The organism is Priestia megaterium, assembly GCF_023824195.1.
Classification (GTDB): domain Bacteria; phylum Bacillota; class Bacilli; order Bacillales; family Bacillaceae_H; genus Priestia; species Priestia megaterium_D.
This window is the reverse complement of record NZ_CP085442.1, coordinates 2985739-2999776: the sequence shown is the minus strand read 5'-3', so window position 1 is coordinate 2999776 and position 14038 is coordinate 2985739. Positions and strand designations below refer to the sequence as shown.

At 37.9% G+C, this 14038-nt stretch carries 13 protein-coding genes; 10 read left to right on the top strand and 3 right to left on the bottom strand.

The annotated features are described in order from the left end of the window. Nucleotides 1-53 precede the first annotated feature (53 nt). Complete coding sequence (locus tag LIS78_RS15225; protein ID WP_209150006.1) at nt 54-341, bottom strand: hypothetical protein; 288 nt, start codon at nt 339-341, stop codon at nt 54-56. A gap of 221 nt (nt 342-562) precedes the next feature. Between LIS78_RS15225 and LIS78_RS15220 the strand changes: the two genes are divergently transcribed. The 3 genes from LIS78_RS15220 to LIS78_RS15210 all read left to right on the top strand — a co-directional run bounded on the left by LIS78_RS15220 (nt 563) and on the right by LIS78_RS15210 (nt 2219). Beyond that, nucleotides 563-1051, top strand: coding sequence for a GyrI-like domain-containing protein (locus LIS78_RS15220; protein WP_195782837.1), 489 nt, complete (start codon nt 563-565; stop codon nt 1049-1051). 94 nt (nt 1052-1145) lie between these two features. Further along, a complete protein-coding gene (locus LIS78_RS15215; RefSeq protein WP_028412860.1) occupies nt 1146-1436 on the top strand; it encodes a hypothetical protein in 291 nt (96 codons plus the stop codon). 324 nt (nt 1437-1760) lie between these two features. Continuing rightward, nucleotides 1761-2219 (top strand): hypothetical protein, encoded by a 459-nt coding sequence (locus LIS78_RS15210; protein ID WP_116071463.1) that lies wholly within the window; start codon nt 1761-1763, stop codon nt 2217-2219. A 41-nt stretch (nt 2220-2260) separates the two neighbouring features. Here LIS78_RS15210 and LIS78_RS15205 read toward each other — a convergent pair whose 3' ends face one another. Beyond that, a complete protein-coding gene (locus tag LIS78_RS15205) occupies nt 2261-3481 on the bottom strand; it encodes a DUF418 domain-containing protein (protein WP_195782839.1) in 1221 nt (406 codons plus the stop codon). A 165-nt stretch (nt 3482-3646) separates the two neighbouring features. Here LIS78_RS15205 and LIS78_RS15200 point away from each other — a divergent pair, with 165 nt between their 5' ends. From LIS78_RS15200 to odhB, 6 genes are all read left to right on the top strand, one after another. After that, the gene (locus LIS78_RS15200) at nt 3647-4543 is read left to right on the top strand and encodes an NAD-dependent epimerase/dehydratase family protein (protein ID WP_057235488.1); all 897 of its coding nucleotides are present in this window, start codon (nt 3647-3649) and stop codon (nt 4541-4543) included. 122 nt (nt 4544-4665) lie between these two features. Next, on the top strand, nt 4666-5112 hold the full coding sequence (locus tag LIS78_RS15195) for an OsmC family protein (RefSeq protein ID WP_195782840.1): 447 nt from the start codon (nt 4666-4668) through the stop codon (nt 5110-5112). 139 nt (nt 5113-5251) lie between these two features. Next, nucleotides 5252-6796, top strand: coding sequence for an MDR family MFS transporter (locus tag LIS78_RS15190; protein ID WP_252283937.1), 1545 nt, complete (start codon nt 5252-5254; stop codon nt 6794-6796). Between the two features lie 66 nt (nt 6797-6862). Then, complete coding sequence (locus LIS78_RS15185) at nt 6863-7450, top strand: PadR family transcriptional regulator (RefSeq protein ID WP_252283936.1); 588 nt, start codon at nt 6863-6865, stop codon at nt 7448-7450. A 364-nt stretch (nt 7451-7814) separates the two neighbouring features. Continuing rightward, on the top strand, nt 7815-10676 hold the full coding sequence (sucA, locus tag LIS78_RS15180; RefSeq protein ID WP_029322500.1) for a 2-oxoglutarate dehydrogenase E1 component: 2862 nt from the start codon (nt 7815-7817) through the stop codon (nt 10674-10676). 16 nt (nt 10677-10692) lie between these two features. Then, nucleotides 10693-11988: a 2-oxoglutarate dehydrogenase complex dihydrolipoyllysine-residue succinyltransferase gene (odhB, locus tag LIS78_RS15175; RefSeq protein ID WP_209150004.1), complete on the top strand. Its 1296-nt coding sequence runs from the start codon at nt 10693-10695 to the stop codon at nt 11986-11988. Between the two features lie 41 nt (nt 11989-12029). Here odhB and LIS78_RS15170 read toward each other — a convergent pair whose 3' ends face one another. Beyond that, nucleotides 12030-12638, bottom strand: coding sequence for a TetR/AcrR family transcriptional regulator (locus LIS78_RS15170; protein WP_209150003.1), 609 nt, complete (start codon nt 12636-12638; stop codon nt 12030-12032). 201 nt (nt 12639-12839) lie between these two features. On the opposite strand from LIS78_RS15170, the gene LIS78_RS15165 reads away from it, so the two are divergent. After that, nucleotides 12840-14015, top strand: a complete 1176-nt coding sequence (locus LIS78_RS15165) for a YhgE/Pip domain-containing protein (protein WP_195782845.1) — start codon at nt 12840-12842, stop codon at nt 14013-14015. Nucleotides 14016-14038: the final 23 nt, after the last annotated feature.

Below are 14038 nucleotides of genomic sequence, written 5' to 3'. Positions count from 1 at the left end.
CTTGAGGTTCGTCTAATGTATTAAAAAATAGCTGGCTAACTAAGCCAGCTATTTTATGATGCAATAGCATACAAAAGCTGCTTTTGCAGTTGAGGGGATAAAGAAATATTTTGATACAATTCGTAAATATGATGTTCGTTCCGGTGATAACAAATCCAATCCTTGTATATTCCTTTTAAGAAGATGCGAAAAAACACGATTCGCTTATTCGTGCCGCCTGTTTTTAATTCAATTTTCAAATCATCTGTTTCTAATGTATACTGTACTGTAGAAGAGGAGAGAGCAAGTTTAGTTGTTTTTTTACTTGTTTTAATGAATTCGGCAAGTTCAATGATCTTCATTTTTTTACCTCACTCTATTGTAAATTAGGGGTATCTTATACGTATGATGTGTACAAAGAAAATAGAATCGTTTTTTTATAGTTTAGAAGAATGATCTTCAGCCCCTTCGTTAAGGGATTTGCATAAAAGGTTGACGTTTTCTTTGAATACAAATAAAATGCATATTAAGAAGTATTTCCCTCATTGTACCTACAGAAAAAGAAGAATTAAGGGGGCTCAATATGTTGACTGACTTAGTTGTAAGTCAAAAAGTAGTCAAGGTAAATGAATTTACTGTTGTAGGAGTGCCTATTCGAACAGATGAACCTGTGGAAGAAATGGGCACAGGTCTTATTCCTGAGCACTGGCAGACTTTTTATAAACAACAGTTAGCTAATAAAATCGCCAATAAAGTAAATGGTAATACATTTGCTCTTTATACAGAATTTGAATATAATCAAAAAATGGATTTTACATTTGCTCTCGGATATGAAGTTTTACCCGGCGGCGAACTGAAAGATGATATGAGAGAGTTCATCATCCCAGAAGGTGAATACATGGTGTTTACAACAGCTGTTGGGCCAGCTAGACAGGTAGTCGTAGAGGCTTGGGCTTATATTCGCGAGTGGGCTAAAAAAAATCATCGTGCCTATAAAATAGATTTTGAATTATATGATGAACGCTGTATTGATCCTGAGTACAGTCAAGTTGATATTTATGTTTCGATTTAATAGCTAGTTTTGCTAAGTAGTTAAGATGCAGATAAGCGTTTTTTTGCTGCGTTCTTACTTTTGACGATAGGAATACAAAAGGGGTTTAGCGAGAGTGATCAGCAACGATTTATTACAAGCTTTAAAAGACGGATATAAACAGAGAATTAAATGGGTACTTATAAGTCAAATAGCACTGTTCATCACCGTAGCAGTCATACTTGTATCAAATTTTGTCACTAAATTTTCGTTTAACCAATTAAGCTTTATTTTTGTTTTGGTTAGTATAAGTTCGCTGTTATCAGGGGTAGAGCACGTATTGTTAAAACGTGAGAAGTGGCAATGGATTTTTGATTTTATTTTAGCTGCTTTTTTTATTGGTTTATCTATTTTTTTACACCGTTAAAGCGCCTGGTTCAGCGCTTTTTTATTTTGAGCAGCTCAGCACACAATTTTCGGACCTTTCTAGTATAAACAAAACAAAAATAGGTATTTATGACGAAAATAGTCAGAAAATCTAGTAAAAAAGTCTTGTATCTTGTCTTTATTTCGATTATGATAAGTTTACACCCTTCGTATTCACTTCTTTGGATGTCAGTACCTCTATTTTTACACTACAGAAAAGAGGTGAAGCCATTTCTTCAGTTTTCCTGCTAGCCTGCATACTAACCCTTTTAGCTATTTTATTTAGTAGCAACTACCCTCAAAATTAAAGGAGAGATCCGCGCTTATGTCAAAAGCTCCTGTAAAAAACGATATTGAACTTCAACTATCTGAAACGCACTTTTTTCAACTGCTTGATTTAATTTATTTAGGTAACTGGATGGTCACAGCATGTTCTGGAGTGGAAGATGAGCATGCACAAGAATATACGGATGTAGAAAAACAAATGTTTTCTCACGCAGAGCCTTTCCTTGAAAAAGGACCTTTTCACACGCTAAACAGTGAGGTTATGTTTACAGAAGAACATGAAGATTCTCTTCAAGATATTATTGGAGAATACGATAACGAAGTGTTTTGGGAAGCGCTAGCCTATCGCATGGCTAAACGAGATGTGATAGAACAAATAGGACCCATTAAAGAAATAAAAAATGAAGTTTTTATGCAAATTTTCCATCGAGAAATGGATTATATACGAGAGTTTGAGACAAATGGAATTAAACGAATAACCATACCGCCTTTGCAGTAAAGAAGACAAATCGGCTTTCAAATTTGAAGGCCGATTTGCTGTTAAGCTGAAGCTTTTCTATTCCGTCTGAGAGGCGGGAAAGCTCGGTATGTAAAGCTCCGCCATAACCATTCACACGGACCGTAATAGAAATAATAAAGCCACCACTTATTAAAAAAAAGCTGGAGTGTATATATAATGAGACAAATAATCGTGCTTTCTGTTAAGGTAAGAGTTCCGTATAAATCAAAGGCTCGAACCATCCACAGGCAAATTAAAGTTTGGCTAAGGTAAGTTGTTAATGCCATTGTTCCACTATACTTAAAAAGACCCAGCATCGAAGCGTAAGGAGAAAATTGCAGGAATAACAGTAAGGTGGTAAGATAAAAAAAACATAGAAAAATGCCGCTCAAACTTGTAAAAAGGTGAATGGCCGCCTGCTGATAGAGTCCATATTTTAAAATTTCTAGTTTTAAGATAGCGAGAATGATAGTTAAAGTAAAACCTGCTGCGCCTGTCATTAACTGAATTTTCTTAAAAAAAGAACGATTTTGTTCGATATTATGTACTAATCCTTTTTTAGCAGTATATAAGCCAAATAAAAACATAGAAAATACGGGAAAGATAGAAAACGGTAGATTTAATAGCATAGGCACCACTTCAACATTCAAACGATAAAACAGCCAAGATAAATAGTCTGCTTGCCTGTAGGTGGATAAATATTGGGTTAAGGCATGTTCATGTAAAACTTTATACTCCCGCTGAGCCTCTTGCAAGACGTGTGCTGAAATAAAAAACTGCATGCAAGCCAAAAGATAAAAAAAGCATAGCAAGCCTATTGCCCACAGCAAAATCGTCTTGGTTTTTCGATTATAAAAAAAGAACAATAAAAAACCGCCAATAGCATACACATGCAAAATGTCTCCATACCAGAAAAAGACAAGATGAAAAAGCCCGATTAATAGCAAAGAAGCCATTCTTCTTGACCATAAAGCAGCGGCAAAGTAATGCCTTTCTTCAGCTCTATGCAAAAAGATTCCGCATCCAAGTCCAAATAAAAAAGAAAAAATGGTAAAAAACTTTCCTTGAACAAACAGCAGCAGGAATAAATCAATGTAAACATCGATTCCTTTATATTGATAAGGAATATCGTACAGCTGAAAAATAAATATCGGAGAAGCAAAAGCCGGGATATTTACTAAGAAAATGCCTAGCAAAGCAATGCCCCGAATAATATCAAGAACAACAAGGCGTTCGTTAAGGGGAAGTGGAAAAGGATTCATCACTGTCGCTCCTTTTTGTTAGATATGTACATCTTAACACGACAGTGGCGAAAAAATAGGTGAGAATATAAAAAAATAAGCGGAAAGATTCATAGCTTTATGAACAAAAAAGTTGGATAATAATGGTATGGTTATCCATATCAAATACGAAAGGTGGAGAAAAGGATGAAAACAGCACTTGTGTTAGGTGGAACTCGTTTTTTTGGAAAAAATTTAGTCCAGACATTGCTCTCTAAAGGAGTTAAGGTTACGTTAGCAACGCGAGGTAAAACACCAGATGATTTCGGCGACCGAGTTGAGCGAATTTTTCTTGATCGTGTAGAAAAAGATTCTGTAATCGAAACAACACGAGGAAGAAAATGGGATGTTATTTTCGATCAAATATGCTATTCTTCACACGGCGCAGCTGTGGCTGTTGAAGCTTTTCGTCATAGTACGAGTCACTATGTACTCACCTCGACTCTTTCAGTATACGGTTCTTTAGAAAAAACGTGTTATGAAGAAGATTTTGATCCATACAAGTATCCTATTTCATATACACGCCGTGAAAATATTTCCTACCAAGAAGGAAAACGCCAAGCTGAGGCGGTATTTTTTCAAAAAGCGCCGTTTTCGGTAACGGCTGTCCGTTTTCCAATTGTAATGGGAAAAGATGATTATACGGATCGCTTACGTTTTCACGTAGAAAAAATTATGCATGAAGAAGAAATTGGTGTACCGGCTATTGAAGCAGAAATGAACTTCATTTCACAGGAAGAAGCAGGTGAATTTTTAGTCTGGTGTGCAGAACAGAAGCTAAAAGGGCCGATTAACGCTTGTTCAAATGGTGCCATTTCACTCAAAAATTTATTTTCATATATTGAACAAGCAGCGAATAAAACAGCAAAAACAACCTCTCGTTTAACAGATGAAAATAGTTCTCCTTACGGAGTAGATCATTCTTGGACGATGAGCAATGAAAAAGCTAGCTTTTGGGGATATTCATTTACAAACCTGCAGGACTGGCTGCCATCATTAATCAAAGCTTTCGTTGAAAGCGAAAAGAAAGTACCTTTAAGTTAAGAAAAAACAAAGACTGCACCGTTTAGCAGTCTTTTTGCTGTGACAAGCAGAACATTTTTAATTTATACATAAAAAGGGTACGCTAGGTACACATCATTATATAGAAGGAAGAAGGATAAACTATGGCAAAACATCACTTTCATTTGCAAGCAAATTGGCCAGGAGGCCGAAATGAAGTAGGTACAATTGAATCAGGACAATTAAAAACAAAAATTTCTATTCCACCAGAAATGGACGGGCCAGGAGTGGGAACAAATCCAGATGAAATGCTGCTAGGGGCAGCAGCCACTTGCTATATCATCACGCTTGCAGCGATGTTCGAAAGAAGCGGAATCCGTCAGGAGGCTTTAACGATGGAATCAGAAGCTATTGTGGACGTGACGAATGGTGTATTCACATACGAAAAAATTATTCATAAACCTCATGTTATCATCACATCTGAATTTGCGGCTCAAGAAGAAAAAATCAATCGAATTATAAAAAAAGCAGAAACATCCTGTATGATTTCAAGAGCCATTCAAGGAAATGTTGAGATTGAATTAGAGCCTCAGCTCACAGTAAAAGCGTAATGGACCCATTACGCTTTTCTTATGTTTATTTCTAAAAAAAAGCACATTTAAGATTGTAAAATACTCAAATTTGAATATAATAATTTAAGTAGCTATCATTTCTGTTCATCAAAAAGATGACGCGAAAGGAGGAACTGAAATGGTTTCATCAGAAAAAAATATTCGTTTTATCGTAGCAGGATTGCTGCTCGGTATTTTTATGTCAGCCATGGATAATACCATCGTAGCGACGGCTATGGGGAAAATCATTTCTGATCTAGGCGGGTTAGATAAGTTTGTTTGGGTTACGTCCGCCTATATGGTTGCCGTGATGGCAGGTATGCCGATATTTGGTAAACTATCTGATATGTACGGCCGTAAACGGTTTTTTATTTTTGGATTGACGGTATTTTTACTTGGATCTGCATTGTGTGGCCTAGCGCAAAGCATTGTGCAGCTAAGTATTTACCGGGCGATTCAAGGAATTGGAGGAGGAGCGCTTCTTCCGATTGCTTTTACCATTGTATTTGATATTTTCCCTCTCGAAAAACGCGGGAAAATGACGGGATTGTTAGGTGCCGTTTTTGGCTCAGCAAGCGTATTTGGTCCGCTTCTTGGTGCATACATTACGGAATACATCAGCTGGCACTGGGTGTTTTATGTGAACGTGCCGATTGGACTTTTATCGTTATTTTTTATTGTGCGCTTTTATAAAGAATCAACAAGTCATAAAAAACAAAAAATTGACTGGGCTGGTGCAGCCACTCTTGTAATTTCAGTAGTCAGTTTAATGTTTGCTCTTGAACTTGGAGGAAAAGAGTACGAGTGGTCTTCTCCGCAAATTTTATCTCTTTTTGCTATTTTTGCTGTGGCGCTATCACTCTTCTTTTTTGTGGAAAAACGCGCGCAAGAGCCGATTATTTCATTTTGGATGTTCAAACGCCGTTTATTTGCAACATCACAAATTCTCGCTTTCTTATACGGAGCAACGTTTATTATTTTAACGGTATTTATTCCTATTTTCGTTCAAGCTGTCTATGGAGGGTCTGCTACAAATGCAGGTTTAATTTTAACTCCGATGATGTTAGGCTCGGTAGCAGGAAGTGCTATCGGCGGGATTTTCCTCACAAAAACAAGCTTCCGAAACTTAATGATTATGTCCGTCTTTTCATTTGCAGTAGGAATGTTTTTATTAGGAACAATGGAACCTGATACACCTCGTTGGATGCTAACGGTATTCATGATTTTGACTGGGTTTGGCGTAGGATTTAGCTTTTCTCTTTTACCAACTTCGTCAACGCATAAGCTGGATCCACAGTTTAGAGGTTCTGCCAACTCAACGAACTCATTTGCGCGTTCCTTAGGAATGACGCTGGGAGTTACGATTTTTGGAACGATTCAAAGCAATACATTTACAAATGAGCTGCAGCGCAATTTTCAAGGTATGGGAAATGGATCACAAGGAGCATTTTCTCAAATAGGAGATCCGAGTGCAGTTTTTCAATCAAGTGCCCGAAACAGCATTCCGCCTCAAATATTAGATAAGATTGTTGATGCTATGTCTACGTCGATCACGTACGCATTTATGCTTGCTCTTATTCCAATTGCAGTAGCTATCATTACGGTCTTTTTAATGGGAAATGAACGAGTGGAAGTTTCCCCTAAAAAGCGGGTAGAAGCTAAGGAACCTGCAGCTCAAAAATAGAAAAAGCACGAAGATGTTCGTGCTTTTTTTACTAAATAAGATGCATGTCAAGAGGTGAAAGGTGTTATGAGTGTTAAATTAGTCATATTGGGTTTATTAATGGAAGGAAATAAGCACCCTTATGAAATTCAGCAAACCATTAATGAAAGACAAATGAAGCACTATATTAAACTTGCAAGCGGCTCTTTATATTATGCCTTTGATACGCTTGAAAAAAATCAGTTGGTGAAAGTAGTAGATGTGATTCGAGAGACGAACAGACCTGAAAAGACCGTTTATTCTATCACGGATGCAGGAAGAGAAGAATTTGAGCGCCTTTATTTTGAACAGCTATTAAAAAAAGAGCATATGCATAGACCAGTTTATGCTGCTCTTTCATTTACTTCTTACGTCGATCAAGAAAAAGTGGCTTCTGCTTTAGAAAAAAAGATTGAGGAAACGGCTGCTTATTTAGAAAAAATGCAAAATTTGTACCAAGTTAAAAAGGTGGATCATTCCATTGCAAATCTGTCGATCATTATGCGCACGATTATGCATTTGAAAGTAGAACTAACTTGGTTCACTCATTTACTCGAAGCGGCGAAAAGCAACAAGCTTACAGAAGTAGATAATGGTTATTTTGAAGACGTTGAAAAAATCGTAGATGAGTTTTAAAAAAAGAAGCAAAACGCTGCTTCTTTTTTTTAATGGTCATAAAATATATTTCAAGCAATTTAATTTTGCCAAAAGCTAGGTCAATAACAATTAATTAACACCTAATTCGACCTTTAATCAGCTTTACTTATAAAACGCTTTCAAAAAGTAGTAAGACTATTAAAAAAGTAAAAAAAATTAAAGAAATATAGCGATTTCATTTTGATTGACGAGTAAAAGAGTGGTAAAATATAAGCAGATATCAGATACACACGCAGTGAGATTTATCACTCGTTGTAAAGATGTCAGACGATAAGGTAATCGACATTCAAAATGGAAAGATTGTTGAGTACGACAATTATTATAACTCGTTGGGGGTTTTATCATGGGTAACGAAACGTCGAATAGAGGGGAGCCTTGGCAAGGATTTTTAGGTCCGAACTATGGCTATGTATTAGAACAGTATGAGTTATATGAAGAGCAGTCAGATCTAGTAGATCCAGAGTTAAAAGAATTATTTGATTATTGGGGTGCTCCTCCATTAAACGAAAGTGAGCAAGTTCAGCAAGCTGAATACGCACAGGCTGCACCTTCAGCTAACACATCTAAAATCGCATCGGCTATTAAGCTAGCGGAAAACATCCGTGCTTATGGTCATCTATACGCATCAATTAAGCCTCTTGAAAGCGAGAAGAAAGATCCTGTCTTGCTTCACTTGGAAGATTACAATTTAACGCAAGAAGATTTGAAATCAATTCCGGTTGACATTTTATGTACAAATGCACCATCACACGTCAAAAATGGTTTAGACGCAATTAACTATTTAACAGATGTCTACACAAAAACCATTGCGTTTGAATTCCATCACGTACATAACATGGAAGAGAATAAGTGGCTGACTGATATGGTCGAGTCAGGTGCTATTTTCCAACCTCTTTCAAATGAGAAAAGAACTTCTATATTAAAGCGTTTAACAGAAGTAGAAGGCTTTGAACAATTTTTACACCGTACATTTGTCGGACAAAAACGCTTTTCTATTGAAGGCGTAGATATGTTAATTCCACTTGTAGATGAACTGATTGCACGCTCAGTGGAAACAAGCCCAAAAACGGTTAATATCGGTATGGCTCATCGTGGGCGCTTAAATGTATTGGCACACGTATTAGGCAAGCCGTATGAAATGATTTTTGCAGAATTCCAGCATGCACCTAACAAGGAATTAGTTCCTTCAGAAGGTTCAATCGGTATCAACTACGGCTGGACGGGAGACGTAAAATATCACCTGGGTGCCGACAAACAAATTAAAGCAGAGAACACAGTTCGAGCTCGTTTGACATTGGCTAGTAACCCTAGTCACTTGGAGTTTGTTAATCCGGTTGTGGAAGGGTTTACAAGAGCGGCTCAAGATGAGCGTGATGTGAATGGATACCCAAAACAAGATGTAAAAAAATCGTTCGCGATTTTAATTCACGGAGATGCTGCGTTCCCTGGTGAAGGTATTGTACAAGAAACGCTGAACTTAAATCAATTGACTGGTTATCAAACAGGTGGAACAATCCACATTATTGCTAACAACATGATTGGATTTACAACAGAAAGCGTCGATTCTCGTTCAACGAAATATGCAAGTGACTTAGCAAAAGGGTTTGAAATTCCCATTGTTCACGTAAATGCGGATGATCCGGAAGCCTGTTTAGCTGCTGCTTACTTTGCTTATGAGTATCGCAGACGCTTTAACAAAGATTTCTTGATTGATTTAATTGGATACCGTCGATTTGGTCACAATGAAATGGATGAACCGTCTGTAACGCAGCCGAAGATGTATGAAATTGTGACAAAACGTCCAACCGTTCGTGCTATGTATGCAAAGCAGCTTGAAGAACAAAATGTAATTCAAAGCGGCCAAGCAGATCAAATTAATGAAGAGTTACAAGCGAAGTTAAAAGCAGCTTATGAGAAAGTACCGCCAAAAGCTGAAAAGCAACATAGAATTATGGAAATGCCACAAGCAGTCTTCAAAGGAATTTCAGATATTGATACATCTGTTACAAAAGAAGAGCTGTTTGAAGTGAATCAAGAGCTAGTGAAATACCCTGAAGGATTTAACGTATTTCCAAAACTTGATCGCATCTTATCTAAACGTGCCAAAGCGTTTGAAGAAAATGAAAGCGTAGATTGGTCATTGGGTGAGGCATTTGCATTTGCTACGATTTTAAGAGACGGCACGCCAATTCGTATTACAGGCCAAGATTCTGAACGTGGTACGTTTGCACATAGACATCTTGTTCTTCATGATCATAAGACAGGGGATGTTTACTCACCACTACACGCAATGAAGAACGTAAGCGCTTCCTTTGATATTCGTAACAGTCCATTATCTGAAGGTTCAGTGCTTGGATTTGAATACGGCTATAATGTATTTGCTCCTGAAACGCTTGTTCTTTGGGAAGCACAGTTCGGTGATTTTGCCAATGCAGGTCAAGTTATTATTGACCAGTTTATTGCAGCAGGCCGTGCTAAGTGGGGACAAAAATCTGGAATGGTCTTATTGCTTCCACACGGCCATGAAGGTCAAGGGCCAGAACACTCAAGCGCTCGTCTAGAACGTTATTTACAGCTAGCTGGAGAAAACAACTGGACAATCGCAAACGTAACAAGCGCTGCACAATATTTCCACTTACTTCGACGACAAGCTGCCATTTTACAGCGCGAAGAAGTAAGACCGCTAGTAGTTATGACACCAAAAAGTTTGCTTCGTAATGCTTTTAGTGTGTCAAACCTTGAAGAGTTTACAAAAGGCTCTTTCCGCTTAGTAGTAGAACAGCCTGGATTAGGCAAAAAAGAAGATGCAGTTGAACGAATCGTTCTGTGCAGCGGAAAAATCAGCAGTGAATTAACGGAACGCTTAAACAAAGCAGAAGATGATAAAGATTGGCTACACGTCCTTCGTCTAGAACAAATTTATCCGTTCCCGAGACGCGTAATTGCTGAAATCTTTGCTCGCTATAAAAATTTAAAAGAGATTGTCTGGTTACAAGAAGAGCCGGAAAACATGGGCGCATGGAACTATGTAGAAGATCGACTTCGTGAAGTAGCACCAGAAGGAGCTACGGTTGACTACATCGGCCGCACAAGACGCTCAAGTCCAGCTGAAGGAGATCCAACAGTTCACAGACAAGAACAAGAACGTATTTTACAAGATGCATTAACTAAAAATGAAATTGCTAACGACGTTGTTACACGATAAGGAAGGGGAATGAACCATGGGAGAGATTAAAGTACCGGAATTAGCAGAATCAATTTCTGAAGGAACAGTTGCACAGTGGCTAAAACAAGTAGGAGATTTTGTTGAAAAAGGCGATTATATCGTTGAACTTGAAACAGATAAAGTTAACGTGGAAATTACAGCTGAAGACTCTGGTGTGCTAACAGAACTTCTTGCTGGTGAAGGCGACACAGTGCAAGTTGGTGAAACAATTGCACGTCTTGAAGCGAAAGAAGGAGCTTCAGCATCAGCAGCACCAAAAGCTGAAGAAAAACCAGCAGAGGAAGCACCAAAGCAAGAAGCGGCTCCAGCTCAGCAAAAAACTGTTGAAGAAGTTGCGCCAGCAGCTGAAGCGCCTCAGCAAGGAAATCAAAAACAATGGCTGATTGCTTCTCCTGCAGCTCGCAAAGCAGCAAGAGAACGCGGAATCAAGCTAGATCAAGTGCCAACTACTGATCCTCTTGGCCGTGTGCGTAAACATGATATTGATTCATATGCAGATCAAAAATCAAATGAGCAAAAACAGCAGGCACAAGCAAGTAAGCCAGCTAACCCGGTATCTCCGTCTCCAGCGGCAAGTGAAAATAGCGACAAACCTGTTGAACGCGAACGTATGTCACGTCGTCGTCAAACAATTGCCAAACGTCTTGTTGAAGTTCAGCAAACAGCGGCTATGCTAACAACGTTTAACGAAGTAGACATGACCGCTGTTATGGCTCTTCGCAAACGACGCAAAGACAAATTCTTTGAACAGCACGACGTAAGACTTGGCTTTATGTCATTCTTTACAAAAGCAGTAGTAGCAGCACTTAAAAAGTATCCATTATTAAACGCTGAAATTCAAGGAAACGAGTTATTAATTAAAAAATTCTATGATATCGGTATTGCTGTGTCAGCTCCAGACGGTCTTGTTGTTCCAGTTGTACGTGATGCTGACCGCAAAACATTCGCTGGTATCGAAGGATCTATCGTTGATTTAGCGAAAAAAGCGCGCGACAATAAATTAGCATTAAAAGATTTACAAGGTGGAACGTTCACAATTACAAACGGCGGCGTATTCGGTTCATTAATGTCTACACCAATCCTAAACGGACCTCAAGTTGGTATTTTAGGAATGCACAAAGTCCAGCTTCGTCCGGTAGCAATTGATGAAGAGCGTATCGAAAATCGTCCGATGATGTATATTGCACTTTCTTACGATCACCGTATCGTTGACGGCAAAGAAGCCGTAAGCTTCCTAGCTACTGTTAAAGAACTATTAGAAGATCCAGAATCTTTATTACTAGAAGGTTAATAAAAAGAACCTGCTATTCTCTAAGAAAATAGCAGGTTCTTTTATGTTCGTTTAATGCCTGCAACATAAGCAGGACCCAAAAAAGTCATGCTAGCGAGTGTCAGGGCCATTTCTCGCGGTGACTGCTTCATATCTTGTTCTAGCCAGTGCTGAATGACTCCAAGATGCGCTGACGTTACATAAGACATTAAATGTTCAAGTGGAACAAGCGGAGGCATTTTATTATCAATGAGCTCTAATTTTTCCAGCATATTGGTTTTCATGACCTCTTTAATTTTAAGATGAAATCCAGGATTTCCTTTTGGACCAAGCATAACCTGCATAAAACGCGCATTCTCTTGAATATATTCAAAAAGTGCAATAATAAACGGTAAAGGCTGTTCTTTCAAATTAGCAGACACAATCTCATTTGGATTTGCTTTTTTGATAAATTCTTTTATCTCTTGAATGACTTCATTTTCGCTTTTTTCAAGCAAATCGTATTTGTCCTGGTAGTGTAAATAAAAGGTTCCACGATTAATATCCGCTTTTTTTGTTAGATCTCTGACTGTTACTCCTTCAAACCCTTTCTCTTCCATCAATTCTGTTAAAGCATCTCGAATGAATCTTTTTGTTCGAATAATTCGGCGATCTGTTTTTGAATTACCCACAGTTTTTAAACACCTACTTTTTTCTTTTATAATGAACAGTTATATGTTTTGTGTTCAGTAAGCACCATTCTCACGATTATTGCATATTGAGATTGCAGATGAATTTATTATAATTTACATAGTGATCACTAATCAACACCATGTACATTATTTTTTCTTTCGTCAAAGTCCATATGTTTAAAATGAAAAGGGGACATTTATATGAAGTTAGTTCACCAAAAACGTATATACTTTTCACCAATTATAGTGGTAGCAGTTATTTTCATTTTTATCCTAACGTTAATTCCTTCAGTAAGCCAAGCACCTAAGAATTTGCCAATTGCATTCGTAAATGCCGACGAAGGAATGACAGTTCCAGCAAAGGGTAAGGTAAATATAGGAGATCAAATAAAACAAAATATGAAGAGTTCAAGCACTGAACAGTCTTCGGTTAAATGGATTTTTGTATCAACTACTAAAGAAGTTGAAAAAGGGTTAAATAATCAAAAATACTATGGGGCGCTTATCATTCCAAAAGATTTCACCCAAAAACAGGCGACTCTTCAGACGGCTCAGCCTGATGCACCTGCTATTAGATTATTAGTGAATCAGGGAATGAATACAGCTGCTTCAACACTAGCAAGTCAGGTGCTAAACGGAGCAGTTGATAAGATAAATGAAAATATGCGCTTGCAGATAGTGAAAAGATTTGAACAAAACGGAACGCAACTAAGTGCAAACCAAGCATTAGCACTCGCTGCACCGATTCAAAAGACAGTTATAAACGTAAACCAAACAGGGACTCATAGTGTCAACGGAAATGCCCCCGTTTCATTATTTCAGCCGCTGTGGATGGCGAGTATAGCAGGGGCAGCAGTTGTATTTCTCGCTATCCAAAAAATCACGTTTTCTTCTCGTAAAGAGAAAATCGTTAACCAAGTAGGGTTCGTAATCATCGGGGTTATACTTGCTTTAGCTGCAGGTTTCGGGCTAGCGTGGCTGGCTGAAGTAGTTGGAATAAGCGTTCCTTCATTTTTGGATACAGCACTATTCTTAGCTATTGCTTACTTCAGTTTTTTCACTCTGATATCAGCCGTACTTTCATGGCTAGGACTAAAGGGACTTCCGATTTTCGTTATTATTCTATTTTTTGGCGCACCTTTACTTTCAATGGCCCCAGAGATTATGCCTGATTTTTATAGAGAGTGGATTTATCCATGGCTGCCAATGAGATTTATGGTAGATGGCGTACGAGAACTATTTTTCTTTGGAGAACATCTGACATGGAATCATTCTGTATCTGCTCTAGCTCTTATCTCTTTAATAAGTTTATGTGCTCTGTTTGCTTCTGCTTTACCTGCATCTTCTGTAAAAAAAGAGAAGTCTCGCTCAATATAAAAGATACTGTAACTGAATGAAAA

Coding starts and splice junctions, on each gene's coding strand:
- odhB (WP_209150004.1), top strand. CDS start 10,693: ATGGGAGAGATTAAAGTACCGGAATTAGCAGAATCAATTTCTGAAGGA.
- LIS78_RS15225 (WP_209150006.1), bottom strand. CDS start 341: ATGAAGATCATTGAACTTGCCGAATTCATTAAAACAAGTAAAAAAACA.
- sucA (WP_029322500.1), top strand. CDS start 7,815: ATGGGTAACGAAACGTCGAATAGAGGGGAGCCTTGGCAAGGATTTTTA.
- LIS78_RS15190 (WP_252283937.1), top strand. CDS start 5,252: ATGGTTTCATCAGAAAAAAATATTCGTTTTATCGTAGCAGGATTGCTG.
- LIS78_RS15165 (WP_195782845.1), top strand. CDS start 12,840: ATGAAGTTAGTTCACCAAAAACGTATATACTTTTCACCAATTATAGTG.
- LIS78_RS15210 (WP_116071463.1), top strand. CDS start 1,761: ATGTCAAAAGCTCCTGTAAAAAACGATATTGAACTTCAACTATCTGAA.
- LIS78_RS15220 (WP_195782837.1), top strand. CDS start 563: ATGTTGACTGACTTAGTTGTAAGTCAAAAAGTAGTCAAGGTAAATGAA.
- LIS78_RS15185 (WP_252283936.1), top strand. CDS start 6,863: ATGAGTGTTAAATTAGTCATATTGGGTTTATTAATGGAAGGAAATAAG.
- LIS78_RS15200 (WP_057235488.1), top strand. CDS start 3,647: ATGAAAACAGCACTTGTGTTAGGTGGAACTCGTTTTTTTGGAAAAAAT.
- LIS78_RS15205 (WP_195782839.1), bottom strand. CDS start 3,481: ATGAATCCTTTTCCACTTCCCCTTAACGAACGCCTTGTTGTTCTTGAT.
- LIS78_RS15195 (WP_195782840.1), top strand. CDS start 4,666: ATGGCAAAACATCACTTTCATTTGCAAGCAAATTGGCCAGGAGGCCGA.